Annotated in this window: 14 protein-coding genes; 6 read left to right on the forward strand and 8 right to left on the reverse strand. The window is 68.5% G+C overall.

Translation table 11 applies throughout. From position 1 onward, the window contains the following. Nucleotides 1-2: 2 nt before the first annotated feature. The gene (locus tag RPX00_RS06335) at nt 3-1,148 is read right to left on the reverse strand and encodes an FAD-dependent oxidoreductase (RefSeq protein WP_406638344.1); all 1,146 of its coding nucleotides are present in this window, start codon (nt 1,146-1,148) and stop codon (nt 3-5) included. A gap of 209 nt (nt 1,149-1,357) precedes the next feature. Here RPX00_RS06335 and RPX00_RS06340 point away from each other — a divergent pair, with 209 nt between their 5' ends. After that, nucleotides 1,358-2,722: a purine-cytosine permease family protein gene (locus tag RPX00_RS06340; RefSeq protein ID WP_406638346.1), complete on the forward strand. Its 1,365-nt coding sequence runs from the start codon at nt 1,358-1,360 to the stop codon at nt 2,720-2,722. Here RPX00_RS06340 and RPX00_RS06345 read toward each other — a convergent pair. The 5 genes from RPX00_RS06345 to RPX00_RS06365 are packed head-to-tail and all read right to left on the reverse strand — an operon-like array spanning nt 2,691 to nt 8,938. Beyond that, complete coding sequence (locus RPX00_RS06345) at nt 2,691-3,569, reverse strand: hypothetical protein (RefSeq protein ID WP_406638348.1); 879 nt, start codon at nt 3,567-3,569, stop codon at nt 2,691-2,693. The genes RPX00_RS06340 and RPX00_RS06345 overlap by 32 nt on opposite strands. Continuing rightward, nucleotides 3,566-6,052 (reverse strand): Hsp70 family protein, encoded by a 2,487-nt coding sequence (locus RPX00_RS06350; protein WP_406638350.1) that lies wholly within the window; start codon nt 6,050-6,052, stop codon nt 3,566-3,568. Before RPX00_RS06350 ends, RPX00_RS06345 begins: the two co-directional genes overlap by 4 nt. Beyond that, nucleotides 6,045-6,527 (reverse strand): hypothetical protein, encoded by a 483-nt coding sequence (locus tag RPX00_RS06355; RefSeq protein WP_406638351.1) that lies wholly within the window; start codon nt 6,525-6,527, stop codon nt 6,045-6,047. The genes RPX00_RS06350 and RPX00_RS06355 overlap by 8 nt, the downstream gene beginning before the upstream one ends. After that, nucleotides 6,527-7,867, reverse strand: coding sequence for a hypothetical protein (locus RPX00_RS06360; RefSeq protein ID WP_406638352.1), 1,341 nt, complete (start codon nt 7,865-7,867; stop codon nt 6,527-6,529). The genes RPX00_RS06355 and RPX00_RS06360 overlap by 1 nt, the downstream gene beginning before the upstream one ends. Nucleotides 7,868-7,909: 42 nt before the next feature. Further along, the gene (locus RPX00_RS06365; protein WP_406638354.1) at nt 7,910-8,938 is read right to left on the reverse strand and encodes a LacI family DNA-binding transcriptional regulator; all 1,029 of its coding nucleotides are present in this window, start codon (nt 8,936-8,938) and stop codon (nt 7,910-7,912) included. A 156-nt stretch (nt 8,939-9,094) separates the two neighbouring features. Between RPX00_RS06365 and RPX00_RS06370 the strand changes: the two genes are divergently transcribed. From RPX00_RS06370 to RPX00_RS06390, 5 genes are all read left to right on the forward strand, one after another. Continuing rightward, nucleotides 9,095-10,393 carry an ABC transporter substrate-binding protein gene (locus tag RPX00_RS06370; protein WP_406638357.1) on the forward strand — a complete coding sequence of 433 codons (1,299 nt, stop codon included), beginning with the start codon at nt 9,095-9,097 and terminating at the stop codon, nt 10,391-10,393. Between the two features lie 2 nt (nt 10,394-10,395). After that, nucleotides 10,396-11,361, forward strand: a complete 966-nt coding sequence (locus RPX00_RS06375) for a carbohydrate ABC transporter permease (RefSeq protein ID WP_406638359.1) — start codon at nt 10,396-10,398, stop codon at nt 11,359-11,361. Continuing rightward, nucleotides 11,358-12,212 (forward strand): carbohydrate ABC transporter permease, encoded by an 855-nt coding sequence (locus RPX00_RS06380; protein WP_406638361.1) that lies wholly within the window; start codon nt 11,358-11,360, stop codon nt 12,210-12,212. The genes RPX00_RS06375 and RPX00_RS06380 overlap by 4 nt, the downstream gene beginning before the upstream one ends. A 2-nt stretch (nt 12,213-12,214) precedes the next feature. Further along, nucleotides 12,215-13,597 (forward strand): GH1 family beta-glucosidase, encoded by a 1,383-nt coding sequence (locus RPX00_RS06385; RefSeq protein ID WP_406638363.1) that lies wholly within the window; start codon nt 12,215-12,217, stop codon nt 13,595-13,597. A 144-nt stretch (nt 13,598-13,741) separates the two neighbouring features. Then, nucleotides 13,742-13,975, forward strand: a complete 234-nt coding sequence (locus RPX00_RS06390) for a hypothetical protein (protein WP_406638365.1) — start codon at nt 13,742-13,744, stop codon at nt 13,973-13,975. A gap of 118 nt (nt 13,976-14,093) precedes the next feature. Here the strand turns inward: RPX00_RS06390 and RPX00_RS06395 are convergent, their stop codons facing one another. Together RPX00_RS06395 and RPX00_RS06400 are read right to left on the reverse strand one after the other, a co-directional pair. Then, complete coding sequence (locus RPX00_RS06395; RefSeq protein WP_406638367.1) at nt 14,094-14,321, reverse strand: hypothetical protein; 228 nt, start codon at nt 14,319-14,321, stop codon at nt 14,094-14,096. Nucleotides 14,322-14,590: 269 nt separating this feature from the next. Next, nucleotides 14,591-15,451, reverse strand: coding sequence for an ion transporter (locus RPX00_RS06400; protein WP_406638369.1), 861 nt, complete (start codon nt 15,449-15,451; stop codon nt 14,591-14,593). Between the last annotated feature and the right edge of the window lie 360 nt (nt 15,452-15,811).

A 15,811-nucleotide genomic window follows, 5' to 3' on the forward strand; every position in this document is an offset into this window, starting at 1 on the left:
GGTCAGCTCCGTTTCTTGGCGAGCATCTGGCGGAAACCGTCGGCCACGATCTTCGCGGTGTCCTTGCCGTTGTCGGTGGTGATCCGCTTGACCATCTCCGCGGACTCGGCGGCGATCTCCTCGCTGCGGGCGAACATCCGCTCCTCGTGCAGCGCCAACGCGGTTTCGACGTCGTCCGGATGCGCGGCCAGCAGTTCGGCGAGATCGGAACCGTCGAGCATGGCGAGGTTCGCGCCCTCCCCGTTCGGGCCGCGAAGATGCGCCGCGTCGCCGATCAGCGTGACGCCCGGGGTCCGTTCCCACCGGTGCACGCCCGGCAGCGTGTAATGCCTGCGCAGGATCGGCGCGGTGTCGCCGCCCTCGATCAGTTCGAGGATTTCCGGGGCCCAGCCTTTGAATTCGGCTGCGACCCGGGCGAGGGCGTCCGCGGTGTCGAGGTCGTCGAGTGCGTCGAACCACTCCTGCGGCTTGTTCAGCATCGCGTAGGTGTGCAGCGTGTCGCCGCGTTCGCGGTGCACCATGATCCGCAGGCCCGGTGCGGGCGCGCCCATTCCCCCGCCGCCGACGACCTTCGCGGCCGCCGGATGCCGGGTGTCGGCCTCGTAGAGGTACGTCTCGACGAACGCGAGGCCCATGTACTCCGGCGTCGCGTCGGACAGCAGCGGCCGCACCTTCGACCAGGCACCGTCCGCGCCGACCAGCAGCTTCGCGACGACCGAACCGCCGTCGGCGAAGGAGACCTCGTGGCCGCCGTCGACCGTGCGGACGCCGCTGACCTTCCGGCCCCACTGGACGGTGCCGTCCGGCAGCGAGTCGAGCAGCATCTGCCGCAGCTCGCCGCGCAGCAGTTCGGGACGGCCGCCGGTGCCGTCGTCGGGGTGGTCCAGCAGGACCGTGCCGTCGGGGTCGAGGATCCGCATCTGCTGGCGGCCCTCCAGGATCAGGCCGCGGAACTCGTCCATCAGGCCGGCCGCTTCGACGGCGATCTGGCCGTTGTAATCGTGAATGTCGAGCAGTCCGCCCTGGGACCGCGACATCGGCGACGGCTCGGCCTCGTAGATCGTGGCCGGAATCCCGTGCACATACAGGACCCTGGCCAGGGTCAGTCCGCCGAGGCCGGCGCCGATGATGGTGACTGGAGTCTGCATTGTTCTCCCCGGTTAGCTGGTGACCTCCGAAGAGTGGCGGCCACCGCTGGCAGCGGCCGCACACTCCGCTGGCAGTCCGCTGCCAGGCGCTGACAGCGGGTGAAAGTCTGGGATCCGAGACAGAATCACTGGGCGGCTACTTGGCCGCCAGGCCCGCGCTGACGTTGAGTGCGTCCAGCGCATTTCACCGAGGACCCGCAGGAGGGCGCATGGCGGCCGCACTGGAGCGACGCTCGATCGACCCGGTGCCCGAGTCCGAGCGGCACGGGCACCCGCGCAGCCTGTTCACCCTGTGGTTCGCCGCGAACACCCAGATCACCTCGGCGGTCACCGGCGCGCTGACCGTGCTGGTCGGGGTGCATCCGCTGTGGGCGATCGTCGCGGTCGTCGTCGGCAACGCGCTCGGCGGCATCCCGATGGCGCTGCACGCCGCGCAGGGGCCGAAGCTCGGCATCCCGCAGATGATCCAGTCGCGCGCGCAGTTCGGCGTGTACGGCGCGGCGCTTCCGCTGGTACTCGTCGTGGTGATGTACCTCGGCTACTTCGCCAGCGGTTCGCTGCTCGGCGGTCAGGCGGTCGCCCAGATCACGCACCTGCCCACGGACGTCGCGATCGCGGTCTACGCGCTCGCCTCGGCGCTGATCGCGATCGTCGGATACCGGCTGATCCACCGGTTCGGCTGGATCGCGTCCGCGTTGTCCGTGGTCGTCTTTCTCTATCTGACGATCCGGCTGATCAGCGGGCACGACCTCGGCGCCGTGCTCGGCGCGCCGCATCTGGACTTCCCGAAGTTCCTGCTGGCGGTCTCGCTGACCGCGTCGTGGCAGCTCACCTTCGGCCCGTACGTCGCTGACACCTCGCGTTACCTGCCGTCGGCGACGTCGGTGCGCGCGACGTTCTGGTGGACGTACGGCGGCACGGTGCTCGGCGCGATCTGGGCGATGTCGTTCGGTGCGATGGCGTACGCCATTGCCGGTAAAGCGTTCAAGGGCCACGAAGTCGCGTACGTCGTCGGCCTCGGCGGCGAAGCGCTGCTGATCCCGCTGCTGCTGGCCATCGCGCTCGGCAAGTTCACAGTGAACGTGCTGAACATCTACGGCGGCTACATGACCGTCGCGACCGCGCTGACCGGATTCGGCCGTCGCGCGGTGCTTTCCCAGGCCACGCGGATCGGCTACATCGCGGGCGTCGGCGTGATCGGCGCGGTGATCGCCATCCTCGGGCGCGGCCAGTTCCTGTCGAACTTCGTGCTGTTCCTGGACTTCCTGCTGTACTTCCTCACGCCGTGGAGTTCGATCAACCTGGTCGACTTCTACCTGCTGCGCAAGGAGAAATACGACCTCGACGCGCTCTACGACCCGGACGGCCGCTACGGCCGCTGGGCCTGGCCGGCACTGGCCGCCTACGTGCTCGGGATCGCGGTGCAGATCCCGTTCGCCAACGTGGAAGGCATTTTCGTCGGCCCGGTCGCCCCGCTGCTCGGCGGCGCGGACATCTCGTGGCTGCTCGGCCTCATCGTGCCCGGCGTGCTGTACGTGGCGTTCATGCGCCGTTCGGTCGCACTTCGAGCGTGACGGTCCGGCTGGCCGCCGGGTCCGAGCCCTGATCCGCGCTGGAGACCGCGAACGCGGCCAACGGCAATCCGCTCGCACCGGCCAGCATCCGGGCCGCGGCGGATGCGCGAGCCAAGGAGACGTTAGAACCACCGCTCGCCGGGCCGCCGGGAACTGCCACGCCGTGCCCGACCACGGTCACCCGCACTGACTGTCCTTTGAGGACCTTTGCCCAATCCGTCAGTGCCGTTCGCCCGGCCTCGTTCGGAGTTATCGCGTTAGGACTGAACAGGCTGCGATCGAAGGTGACGGCTACGGTGTCGGCTCCGGTTTTCGTGACAACTCCTGGTGCTGCCAAGGCTTTCGCCAGCTTCTTCAGCTTCTCCTGTCGTTCCTGAGCGGCGGTCGCGTCGCGGGACTGTGCACTGTGGAGGCGATCCAGCTCGGCGCGGAGGCCGTCGTCCGGTTTGGCCGCGATGACCGCTGGCGGCGGGGACGGACGCGTAGTCAGCACAATGCCGCCCGCGATCGCCCCGCCGACCAGCACGACAGCCCCGGCGGTCAGCAGATACCGGCGGATCGGCCGCCGCCGCAACCGTCCGGAGTGGACTTTCGCGATTACCCGACGGCCTGCCGTCGCTGCGGAATCGTCCGGCTGCAATTCCAATACGGCAGCCCATGCCGCGTCCGCCGCCGCGAGATCGCCAGCCTGCGCGTGCACGCGAGCAAGCAGGTCGAGCCGCGCGGGGTCTCCGGCAGAGTCTGGTTCCAGCAGCGCGACCGCCGCCTCGTACTCGCCGCGCCGAGCGAGGTCGGCACCTTCCGCGAGGACGAGTTCCCGTTCCAGCGCCCGCGAAAGCCCGCTCATTCGCGCTCACCTCGGAGAATGCCGCCGCCTGCCTGGCCTGGACCGTCGTTCGGGAGCAGGCGACGCAACCGGCGGTTGACGTCCGGCAGCGCGGCCCAATTCGACGTCGAGACCACGTACTCGCCTTCGCGGATCAACTCCCGCGCGCGAGCCGGGTCGGTCATGGTGTCGCGCGAAGCCCGCAGTGCGTTGAACACCTCCAGGTCCAGCGAACCGTCCCGGCGCAGCAGCAGCACCTGCAGATCCAGTGCCCGCTCCGACAGCCGCTCGCCTCCCTCGACGTCGTGTGCCTCGGCGATGGCCGCGTACCGGCGCTCGATCTCGGCCAGCTCGGTCCGGTCCTCGTCCGCCCCGACCCGGTCGACCAGCTCGCGGCAGTGGTCGATCTGGTCGCGCAGCCGTTCCATCACCTCGGGAACGCGCAGCTCCGCCTCGATGTCGTCGAGGTCCGCCTGCACGTCTCGCATTCGCCGCTCGGCAGCCACCGCGGCACCCTCGTCGGTGCCACCGGAACGCACTTCGTCCCGCACCGCCGCGACGCTGCCCTGCTCGTCCAGCCGGTTCAGCAGCCCGCGCGCCCGGTCCGACCGCGTCACCTCGACCTGCGTGCGCACCTGCTCGTGCCGCGCTTCCAGCTCGTTCAGCAGCCGCCGCAACGTCTGCGGGTCCGGCACGTGCTGCTGCTTGAGGTCGATGACCGCCTCGAACTCGTTGTCCAGCAACGGAACCTCGGCCACCACGGACACCTGCCGCGAATCGTCCATCTCGAAGGTCATCACGACCTCGCTGCCGCGCGGCAGATCGAACCGCACGTCCTTGGCCCGGATTTCGATCATGCCCACCTGCTGATTGCGCTCCCCGCGCCGGCGTTCGCCCTCCGCGACCGGGATCCGGATCACCGAGGACGTGTCGCCGCGAAGCAATGTCGCCGTGGTGAAGAAGGTCTGCCGTTTCGACGCGGGCAGCGGCGCGTTCTTCATCAGCATCGGAGTGAAGGAGCCGTCGGCCTCGGTCAGTCCGACGGTGTTGACCACGGTCTGGCCCATCATTTCGTTGAGCTGGTGCGTGATCGTGAGCGAATCCGGCTGCACCGGGACGCGCGCGCCGGTCGGGTCGAGCAGCTCGATCTCGAACCGGTTCGTGCTCAGCTCGTCGAGCACCGCGTCGACGGTGAAGGTGCCGTCCGCGGAAAGGGAAACCTCGGAAGTCCGGTAGACCGGCTTGCGCTGTGGTGCGCTGAGCGCGATCCGGAAGCGGGCCCAGTCCGCCGGACCGTCCGTCGTGCAGCGACCGGAAACCGGCAGGCTCGGCAGGCTTGTGGTGGCCGGATAGGACAGTTCCAGTGAGTACTCCCCACGCTTCGCCGGGCGTACGGTTCGCGGGCGCGCGACCGTTCCGGCGTATGCGGCCGCGCCTCGGGCGACCACGGTGCTGGGGTCTTGGCTGTGGTCGAGGGGAATGCCGAGCCCGGCTGTCGGATCGGCCAGCAGCTCCCGCAGACCTGGTGCGAGGGTCGGGCCGCCGACGAGCAAGAGCCGGTCGATGTCCGCTGCCCGAAGGTTTGCCGACTCCAGCGCGGATCGGCACAGCTGCACCGCACGGAGGTAGAACGGCCGCGCCAGCCGATCGACTTCCTCCCGGCGCAGGGTGTACTCGAACATCTCGTCCTGCCCGTCACCGCGGTCGAGATCGAGCATCACCTGCGTCTGTTCCGCCTGGGAAAGCTGGATTTTCGCCGTTTCGGCGGCGCTGCGCAGCCGGGCGAAGTTGCGCCGCCACCGCGGATTGTCCCGGTGGAACTCGCTGAAGCCGAGCTGCCGCACCACCTCCGGAGCCAGCACCTGGTCCAGCACCGCCTGATCGATGTTGCGGCCGCCGAGATGCGTGTCCCCGGCATGATGCAGCACGCTGAGTTCCCCTTCGACGGTGCTGACCACCGCGGAGTCGAACGTTCCGCCGCCGAGGTCGAACACCATCCAGTGCGCGCCTTTGCTTTCGTTCTGGAAGCCGAACGCGAACGCCGCCGCGGTCGGTTCCTGCAGCAGCGGGCAATTCCCGGTGAACCCGGCCAGTTTCGCGGCTTCCTGCGTCGCCTCGGTCTGGTTGAGGAGGAATGCCGCAGGGACAGTGATCACCGCCGCCTCCGGCAATTCGCCAGCGGCGGAACCGCGCAACGTCCGCAGCACTTCGGCGGACAGCTCGACCGGAGTCATGCTGACCCCGGCCTTCTTGAATTCACGCCGTGCGTCCGGCAATCCCATGGACTGCTTGAATTCGATCTGCACGCTGTCCGGATCGTCCTCGAGCCGCCGCCGCGCCCCCGCCCCGACCTCGATCACGCCGCGTTTGCGCATCCAGACCGCGGACGGGGTGTAATCCATCTGCGCGTTGTTCTTGATCACCGACACCGCGCCGTTGTCGAGCACCGCGATCGCGCTGTTCGTGGTGCCGAGGTCGATCCCGAAATCGATCGTGTCACGCATCCGCTTCCCCGTTCTCCCGGGCGGCCGGGCGCCCGACGATGACCTGTCCCATCTGGATCCGGCGGCCGGTCAGGTAAATCGACGGCCGCACGGTCTCCACCACCCGCTCGACGTCCAGGTCCGGTTCGTCCTGGAACAGCAGCACCTCGAGCGCCATCCCGGAGCCGAACGGGATCCGGTCGTGGTCCTGCACCAGCACCCCCGCCGCGTCGAGCGCGTCCTGGCTCGCGCTGAGGAACCGGCCCGCCTGCCGGGCCACCCGGTCCTCGACCCCGGCGAGCTTGCGCCGCGCCCGCCACAACGCGGTCGCCGCCTCCGCCAGGTCCGATTCGGACAGTGGCGGGCCGCTGTCCTTTGTGTTCAGTACGGCGGAAAGCTGTTCGAGCAACTCCCGCAGCCGGGCGCGTTCCTCTTCCCGCAGTCCGGGTTCGGCGATCCGGAATTCCTTGTGCTGTCTGCGTTGCCGGTCTCGCATCACAAGCCCCTCTTCACGCGAACGAACGGGGCGACGTACAACAGCACCACCGCTACGACAATGGCCAGCCAATACGGCATCCCGACCGGGATCAGCGCGAGATAAACCACGAAATCCAGCCCCAGCAGCACCGGATACCGGCCCGGCTCGGTGCGCGGCTGGGCCGCGGCGATGCAATTCGTCAACGCCGCCGGCACCGCGCCGAGAAAGATGATCGCCGGAATGGCGTCCTCCGGAAGCTTCAACCCAAGAAACACTGTCGCCGCCACCGCGTGCAACAGTGCGCCAAAGACCCGCGCCGACGACGGTTCTCGTCCGGCAGGCAGAGTGGGCGGCCGAGCCGTGGCAGCGATCTCGTTGCGCTCCACGGCCGCCAGCGTTTCCGGATCGCTGCTGTGGCGCCGGGCGACCGCGAACACCTCCCGCACCAGCCCCGTCCCGCCTCCCGCGTCCGCCAGTGCGACCCCGATATTGTTCGCCACCACCGCGATCGACTCCGAAAGCGACGCCGTACGCCGGAATTCCGCCCTCGGCACGACCTCTTCGAGCCGGTCGAACAACGGCTGGGTCTCCTTGACCGCCCGCCGGGCAGCGGCCTCGACCCGGTTCCCGTCCAGATCCCCGCGCAACTCCTTGAGCAACGACTCGACCCGCCGATACGTCCCGTCGGCGATCGCCGTCCGCGCGTCCTCGACCGCGTGCCGGTCCGCCCCGAACAACCCGAGATACCCGGCGAACCGCCGCGGTTGAGCCGACCGCGCGGCCACCTCGACCAACGGCGCGAGCAACGCGTCCGGCAACGCGGCCCGCAGTCCGTCCACAGTGGATTCGTCGAGCCGCCGGTCGCCCAGCTTCTCGACGCGGTGGTTCAGGTGCCGCCAGAACGATTCGCTGCGCAGCACCACCGTCCAGCAGCGAGCCGCCTCTGTCCAGAGTGGAGTGGGATGGTCGTCGGTGCGATCGGCTTCCGCGTCGAGGGCGGCCGCGTAGGCGGCCACCGCGGTGTCGTGCTTCTGGTGGAGCTGGAGCGGGCAGCCGCAGCCGGCGGGCATGCCCCAGGTCCAGAAGACCTCGTCGACCAGCCGGCGCTCCGCGTTGCCGAGCGCGTCGAAGGCCGCCCGCACCTCCTCGACGGTCGCGTCCGGGGGCACCCCGTCCGGCGTCGAGCCGCCGACTTCGAGCACCCCGAGGACCCGAAGACGCCGTTCCCGCACCTCCCGCCTCGTCGCGGCGGCGGTGAGCCCGACGAGGCGGAACGGGTTGCGCCGGTACAGCTCGGGCGTGGAGACCTCCCGCACCCTCGCCGCGGCCGCCCGGCCGCGCCCCTCGTTCGCTCCCATGCCCGGGAAGGTAGGGCGAGCGGCCGGGAGGGGTCCCGGACGCTAGCTGGAGTCGCGGACTACCAGCGACACCGGCAGGATCTGCGCGCGCGGCGCGACGTCCTCGCCGTCCAGCAGCCGCATCAGCGTCGAGACCATCGCGTGGACCTGCTCGCGCGGATCCTGGTGCACCGAAGTCAACGGCGGCGTCATGGCAGGGGCCAATGCGGCGTTGTCGTCGAAGCTGACCACCGCGACGTCCCCGGGCACGTCGCGGCCGGCGTCCGACAGCGTGCGCAGCGCGCCCACCGCCATCATGTCGCTGCCGACGAACACCGCGTCGAGGTCGGGCACCCGGTCGAGCAGCGCGGCCATCGCCTTCGCGCCGCCGGCCAGGGTGAAGTCGGCCTCCTCGGCCAGCCCCGCCGGATCGATCCCGGCGTCCGCGAGCGTCGTGCGCCAGCCGGTGAGCCGGTCGATCGGCGCGCCCTGATCCTGCGGGCCCGCGATGGTCGCGATCCGGCGGCGGCCGGACTCCACGAGATGCGTCACCGCCTGCCGGGCGCCGCCCTCGTTGTCGAAATCCACCACGTGCACGCCCCGGCGCAGATCGGCGGCCTGCCCGCCGAACACCGTCGGCAGCTTCAGCAACCGCAACGCCCTCGGCAGCGGATCGGCGCGGTGTGGAGCGAACACGAGGACCCCGTCGACGTGCCCGCCCTCGAGAAACCGCACGGTACGCCCGAGATCCTCCCGGGTGTCGCTGAAGAGCAGCACCATCTGGCAGCCCACGTCGGCCAGCTCCCGGTAGCCCGCGCGCATCACCGCGGTCCGGTACGGGTCGTCGAGCAGCCGCGCTTCCGGTTCCGACAGCACCACCGCGATCGCGCCGGTCCGCCGGGTGACGAGCGAGCGCGCGGCCTGGTTCGGCGAGTACCCGAGGTCCCGCGCCGCGGCCAGCACCTTCTCGCGCGAGCGCGCGCTGACGTACGCGTCGTCGTTCAGCGCGCGCGACGCGGTGGACCGCGAAACCCCGGCGAACGCCGCGACGTCCTCCAGCGTCGGCCGCTCGTCCTCGGACCGAGGCACCACTTAGCCCACCCCCTGACTGTCGATCTGGCCCAGCTTAACCACGTCCGGCCGGGAGCGCTCCCGGAGTACTTGCACCTTGACATCCCCCGTTACCTGCAACACACTCGTTCGGCATCTGGGAGCGCTCCCAGAACAACTTCCAAGGGGTTGACGACGGTGACAACGTTCCGGAAGGGCCTGGTGCTGGCACTGGGCATCACGATGACCGCGGTGAGCGCCGCGGCGTGCGGTGGCGGCGACAGCGAGGTGCCGGCGGCGGCCGGGCCGAACGAGCACGTGGAGCTGACGCTCGCGACGTTCACGGAGTTCGGCTACGAATCGCTCATCCCGGAGTACGAGCGGCTGCACCCGAACATCAAGATCACCCACCGCAAAACCGGTCAGGGCGGGCCGTACGCCCAGGACATGATGACGAAGCTCGCGGCAGGCTCCGGCCTCGCCGACGTCCAGGCGGTCGAAGAAGGCCATCTGTCGGACATCCTCAGCAAGTCGTCGAAGTTCAACGACCTGAGCAAGATCGGGCCCGCCGGTGTTTCGCCGGACCGGTGGCTTTCCTGGAAATACGAGGCGGGCAAAGACAAGAACGGCAAGGTCATCGGCTACGGCACGGACATCGGCCCGCTCGCCATGTGCTACCGCAAGGACCTGCTCGCCGCGGCCGGGCTGCCCAGCGAACCGGAGGCGGTGAAACCGCTGTTCGCCACGTGGGACAGCTATTTCGCGGCCGGTGCCCAGTACACCGCGAAGACCGGCAAGGCGTGGTTCGACTCGGCGGCGCAGAACTTCAACTCCATGGTCAACCAGCTGCCGGTCGGTTACCTCGATACCAACGACAAGCTCACCATCGAAAACAACCAGGGCATCAGGGACGCCTGGACGAAGGTGACCGACGCGGTAGCGAAAGGCGAGTCGGCGAAGCTCACCGCGTTCAGCAACGAATGGAATTCCGGGTTTAAACAGAGCGCTTTCGCCACGAAAGCCTGTCCGGCGTGGATGCTCGGAGTGATCAAGGAGCAGGCCGGGCCGGCCAACTCGGGCAAATGGGCGGTCACCGCGGCGTTTCCCGGCGGAGGCGGCAACTGGGGCGGTTCGTACCTGACCGTGCCGACGCAGAGCAAGCATCCGCGGGAAGCCGCTGAACTGGCTGCTTGGCTCACCGCGCCGGAGCAGCAGATCAAGGCGTTCGAGGCCAAGGGCAACTTCCCGAGTCAGGCGAAGGCGCTGGAAAACCCGCAGTTGCTGACCGCCACCGACGCGTACTTCGGCGGCGCGAAGATCGGCGAACTGTTCGCGGAGCAGGCGAAGAAGGTCGCGAAACCGCAGTACAAGGGCCCGAACGACGGTCAGATCCAGGAGAACGTGGCCAGCCCGGCGCTGCAGTCGGTGGAACAGGGCGCCTCGGCCGCGGACGGCTGGCAGCGGCTGGTCGACGGCGCGAAGAAACTCGCCCGCTGACGATGACAGTCATCAGCAAAACCGCTCCGGAAAGCCGGGCCGCCGCGGCGCGGCCCGGCCCGCGCGACCGGCTGGCGCGGTGGGACGTCAAAATCTCGCCGTATCTCTACGTGGCGCCGTTCTTCGTCGTGTTCGCCATCGTCGGCATGTTCCCGTTGCTCTACACCGCGTATGTGTCGTTGTTTTCCTGGAAGGCGGGCGACGACGACCCGGACTTCATCGGGCTGGACAACTTCACGGAGTTGTTCGCGGACACGCAGTTCTGGCATGCGCTGGAAAACACGGTCAGCATCTTCCTGCTGTCCAGTGTGCCTCAGTTGATCATCGCGGTGCTGCTCGCCGCGGTGCTCACGCTGCGGTTGCGCGGCGCGACCGGCTGGCGGGTCGGCGTCCTGCTGCCCTACGCAGCGAGCCTGGTGGCGCTCGGGATCATCTTCGCGAACCTGTTCGGCCCGCGGTATGGGCTCGTGAACGGCCTGCTCCAAACGATCGGACTGTCCCCTGTGGACTGGCAGGCCAACCGCTTCGCCAGCCACGTCGCCATCGCGGTGATGGTGAACTGGCGATGGACCGGCTACAACGCGCTGATCGTTCTCGCCGCCATGCAAGCGATTCCCAAGGAATTGCACGAGGCCGCGCTGATCGACGGCGCGGGCACGGTGCGCCGGTTCACCCACGTGACGCTGCCGCTGCTCAAACCCACGCTGATCTTCGTCACCATCACCTCGACGATCGGCGGGCTGCAGATCTTCACCGAGCCCAAACTGTTCGACGCGATGCCCGGATCGAACAACGGCGGCTCCACCCACCAGTTCCAGACCGTGACGCTGTATCTCTACCAGACCGCTTTCGAGAATTTCGATCTCGGCTACGCGTCCGCGATCGCCTGGGTGCTTTTCCTGATCATCATTGTGATCGCGCTGGTCAACTACCTCGTCACCGGACGGCTCGCCGGGAGGCGAAAATGACCGTGCACGCGGGATTGCGGGCGCGCGCCGCCCGGCTCGGCAAACCGCGCAAGGCCACCTACGGCGTGCTGATCGTGTTCGTGCTCGGCTCGCTGTTCCCGTTCTACTGGTCGTTTCTCGTGGCCAGCCGCGACAACGGAATGCTCACCGAACGGGTCCCGCCGCTGCTGCCGGGCGGCAACTTCTTCGCCAACGCGGCGCGGGTATTCGACACCGTGCCGTTCTGGCGGGCGCTCGGCAACAGCGTCCTCGTGTCCGGCACGGTCACGCTCACCACGGTGCTGTTCTCGTCGCTGGCCGGGTTCGCCTTCGCCAAACTGCGTTTCCGCGGCCGCAACGGCTTGTTCGTGTTCATCGTGGTGACCCTCGCGGTGCCGACCCAGCTCGGCATCATCCCGCTGTTCATCGCGATGTCGAAGCTCGGCTGGGCGGGCGGCCTGCAATCGGTGATCGTGCCGAACCTGGTCACCGCGTTCGGCGTGTTCTGGATGCGACAGTACACAGTGGACGCTTTGCCATACGAGCTGATCGAGGCCGCGCGCGTGGACGGCTGCAGCATGATCCGGATCTTCTGGAACGTGTGCCTTCCCGCCGTCCGCCCGGCCGCGGCGATCCTCGCCATGTTCACGTTCATGGCGTCCTGGAACGATTTCCTGTGGCCGCTGGTCGTGCTCGACGCGGGCAATCCGACCGTGCAGGTGGCGCTCGAGAAATTGCAGAGCGGTTACTACGTCGACTATTCGCTGGTGCTCGCCGGCACCACGCTGGCCACGATTCCGATCCTCATCGTCTTCCTCCTGCTCGGCCGCCAGATCGTGGCCGGGATCATGCAAGGCGCCGTGAAAGGGTGACCATGTCCGCACAGCCGATCCCCGACGTGCTCGCGTTTCCGGACGCGTTCGTCTGGGGCGCCGCCACGGCGGCCTTCCAGGTCGAAGGATCGACCACCGCCGACGGTCGGGAGACGTCCGTCTGGGACACCTTCGCCGCCCGGCCGGGCGCGGTCGCCGGAGGCCACACTGGCGATCCAGCAGCCGACCACTACCGCCGTTACGCCGAAGACGTGGCACTGATGCGTTCCCTCGGGCTCACCGGGTACCGGTTTTCCCTGGCCTGGCCGCGGATCCTGCCGCACGGCAAGCCGGAGCCACGCGGGCTGCACTTCTACGACCGGCTCGTGGACCAGCTGCTCGCCGCGGGCATCCAGCCGTGGGCGACGCTGTATCACTGGGACCTTCCGCAGTCACTGGAGGACCGCGGCGGCTGGACCGCGCGCGACACCGCCTACCGGTTTGCCGAGTACGCCGGGACCGTCGCGGCCCGGCTCGGCGACCGCGTGGCGAGCTGGTCGACGCTGAACGAACCGTGGTGCGCGGCGATGCTCGGCTACGGCTCGGGCGTCCACGCGCCCGGCCGGACGTCGCCGGAGGGTGCCGTGGCCGCGGCACACCACCTGCTGCTGGGGCACGGGTTGGCGATGGACGTGCTCCGGCAGCACACGAGCGCGCCGTGCGGGATCACGCTGAACCTGTACCCGGTCCTCGCGGACTCGCCGGACGACGCCGACGCTGACGCCGCCCGCCGGATCGACGGACTGCAGAACCGGTTGTTCCTCGACCCGCTGCTACGCGGCGGCTATCCCGCTGATCTGCGTGAAGACCTGGCCCGGTTCGGCTTCGACGCCGTGGTGCGCGACCAGGACGAGGCGGTGCTCGGCAAGCCGATCGACTGGCTGGGCGTCAACTACTACCGCGGCTACCGGGTGGCCGGTTCGGCGCGGGCGGGAAGCACCCCGGCCGGCCGGGAGTGGCCGGGAGCCGACCGGGTGCACTTCGTCCCGGACCTGGCCGCGCCGCGCACGGCTTCCGGCTGGGAGGTGCGTCCCGCCGGACTGACCGAAGCACTGTTGCAGGTGCATCGCGACTATCCACCGGTGCCGCTGTATGTCACGGAGAACGGCGCGGCTTACCCAGACGTGCTCAGCGACGGCGAGGTCTCCGACAACGACCGCATCGCCTTCCTCGACGCGCATCTGCGAGCCGCGCACGACGCGCTCACCCTCGGCGTCGATGTGCGCGGCTATTTCTACTGGTCGTTGCTGGACAATTTCGAATGGGCCGAGGGGTACGCGAAACGTTTCGGCCTGGTGCACGTCGACTACCGCACCCAGCGACGCACGCCGAAGCGCAGCGCCCGGTGGTATGCGGAGGTGATCGCGCGCAACGCGCTCGCCTGAGCCAAGAGTGACCTACTCCCGGGTTCACTCGCGTTGACGGGAAAGAGTTTCACTGCAGATCTCGCGTCACGGCACCCCCGCGCGGCCGTCGGACCAGTGCCGGGGCCGCCCGAACGGCCCCGCGACCGGAGACTGGAGTGTCCGATGACAGTGCGGAGCCGGGTGGCCGACGAGGTCACCACGTGGCTGACCGGGGAATTCGCGGGACGGGTGCCCGCCGAGGCGGTCGAACTGGTGGTGCGGGCGGCCGCGCGGGATCTCGACGGCAGGGTCGTCGCGGACGATCGCGGCGACCTGCTGTACCGCGTGGCACGGGCCCGGCTGGTGCGGATGCTCGCCAAGCCAGACGAGCCGCGCATCCCGCGTTCGCGCCGGTAACCGATTTCCGGAGCGACGATTCCCCGGGCGCAGGCGTCCGGGGAACACCGCCGCGCCCAGGCTTGCATGGTGGCCCAAGGTCACCGGGCGCGCGCCGACCGTGTTCGCCGCGGCGCGGCTACGACCCCGGCAGCACCCGGCTGCTCAACGGGGCGTGCGAACGCTCCGGCGGCCACCACACCTGCGCGGGCGGCGGGGGAACGTCGTCGTCGGGGAGTTCGAGTGCGTCCGCGCCGCTCTGCCAGCGGTTCCAGTGCACCGAGCACAGTCCGCGCCACAACGAAGCTTCCGCACAGTCCCGCCGACGGCACTTGCGTGCCTGCTGCCCGCTATCAATCACGTCCACTACTCCAAACCCGCGCTCAACCTCCCCGCCGGCTCCAGTCTGCCTCGGCTCCGGCGGGAACGCCCCGTACTCGCGTCAACACAACCCTTGTGCAGCAACGGAACGAGAGTTCTCACCCTACTCCAGGCACCTGTGCGCGCACCGCGCGACCACAGTGCACTCTTTCAGCGGTTGACGGTCCTCGACTCAACCGTCGAACGCGGATGCCCTGTGCCGCAACGGAGAGTCAGCGCGCGACGGCGTACGGTAGATGTGTCCACAATGGATGATCAACGCCGCGGATGGTTGGCGTCGTACTCGTGCGCGGCGGAGCGCTGGGTGCGGGTGCGCAGAAGCTGTTCGTCCGGCGATTCGTCCACATCGGCCAGTCCCAGCGCGACCGCACGGCGGATCTGCTCGCGGTTGTCGCGGACGACGGACGAGAAGAAATCGTCGATGCGCGGGTCCAGCAGGACTTCCAGCAGCACCCGGAAGGACGTGTCGACCGTCGCGCGCACGATCTCGTCGTGGAACGGCAGCCGGCGCAGCTTGCCGAGCTGCGGGTCCTCGGAGATCTTCTCGGTGATGATCGCGCGCAGTTCGGTCTTGTTCTCGCTGAGGGATTTGGCGAGGTTCTCCGGGTAGTTTCCGGTTTCCAGGACCTTGACTACCTCGTCCAGCACGGCGATCGTGACGGGTTTTTTGATCGCTCGGACGATGGGTTCGGAGAGTTTGTCGACGAGGCGGTAGAAGAACTGCTCTCCTACGGCGCGGTCGGCGGCTCGGCCTAGGCGGATGATGAGCAGGATTACGGCGATGACGTGGTGGTTCGCGACGAAATCCGGGTGGGCGATGGGGATCATCGCGAAGATCTCGTACCAGGTGCGGGCTAGGAATTTGGCTCGCCAGGCTTGTTTGCGCCAGCGCCAGAGGAGTTCCAGGAGGAAGATTCCGCAGATTATGCAGTCTGTTAGGAAGAACCAGTGGCTGATCGTTGGGGGTGGGGGGCTGATGAGGAGCCAGGCGAGCATGCCGGTGGAGATGATCGCCAGGGCGAACATGATCCAGTCGTCGGCTCGGACGTTGCCGGGGAGGATGCCGCTGTTCAGCTCGGTGGTGCGTTCAGTGGGGGCTGAACGGCCGGTGGTCATGGTGGCTCCCGTGGTCCCGGTGGTTTCGTGGTGGTGATGATTTCATGATCGGGGTGGTGGGGGTGGGAGGTGCGTGGGGGCTTGTCGGGGGTTGGCTCGTCGCCCTGGCGGGCGACATTGCTTTGGTCTGGCGTGGGGCACCCCGAAGCTTGATTGTGATGACGGTCTGAGGGTGCTTGTCAAGGCGGGAAAGATGCCTTGACAAGCACCCTCAGACCGCATTTTGGCTTCGTATCGGGGTGCGGGGGTGGTGTGGGTGCACAGCTGGGTGGGTGCGTTGGCTGCGGTTCTTTGTCGGGCGGTCCGTGAAGGACTCCTTGAGGGAATCTAAGTACGTGAAGGAGTCCTTCACGTACCGTC

The organism is Amycolatopsis sp. WGS_07, from assembly GCF_045278895.1.
Lineage (GTDB): Bacteria > Actinomycetota > Actinomycetes > Mycobacteriales > Pseudonocardiaceae > Amycolatopsis.

Coding starts and splice junctions, on each gene's coding strand:
- RPX00_RS06350 (WP_406638350.1), bottom strand. CDS start 6,052: ATGCGTGACACGATCGATTTCGGGATCGACCTCGGCACCACGAACAGC.
- RPX00_RS06340 (WP_406638346.1), top strand. CDS start 1,358: ATGGCGGCCGCACTGGAGCGACGCTCGATCGACCCGGTGCCCGAGTCC.
- RPX00_RS06355 (WP_406638351.1), bottom strand. CDS start 6,527: ATGCGAGACCGGCAACGCAGACAGCACAAGGAATTCCGGATCGCCGAA.
- RPX00_RS06375 (WP_406638359.1), top strand. CDS start 10,396: ATGACAGTCATCAGCAAAACCGCTCCGGAAAGCCGGGCCGCCGCGGCG.
- RPX00_RS06360 (WP_406638352.1), bottom strand. CDS start 7,867: ATGGGAGCGAACGAGGGGCGCGGCCGGGCGGCCGCGGCGAGGGTGCGG.
- RPX00_RS06345 (WP_406638348.1), bottom strand. CDS start 3,569: ATGAGCGGGCTTTCGCGGGCGCTGGAACGGGAACTCGTCCTCGCGGAA.
- RPX00_RS06400 (WP_406638369.1), bottom strand. CDS start 15,451: ATGACCACCGGCCGTTCAGCCCCCACTGAACGCACCACCGAGCTGAAC.
- RPX00_RS06390 (WP_406638365.1), top strand. CDS start 13,742: ATGACAGTGCGGAGCCGGGTGGCCGACGAGGTCACCACGTGGCTGACC.
- RPX00_RS06385 (WP_406638363.1), top strand. CDS start 12,215: ATGTCCGCACAGCCGATCCCCGACGTGCTCGCGTTTCCGGACGCGTTC.
- RPX00_RS06380 (WP_406638361.1), top strand. CDS start 11,358: ATGACCGTGCACGCGGGATTGCGGGCGCGCGCCGCCCGGCTCGGCAAA.
- RPX00_RS06335 (WP_406638344.1), bottom strand. CDS start 1,148: ATGCAGACTCCAGTCACCATCATCGGCGCCGGCCTCGGCGGACTGACC.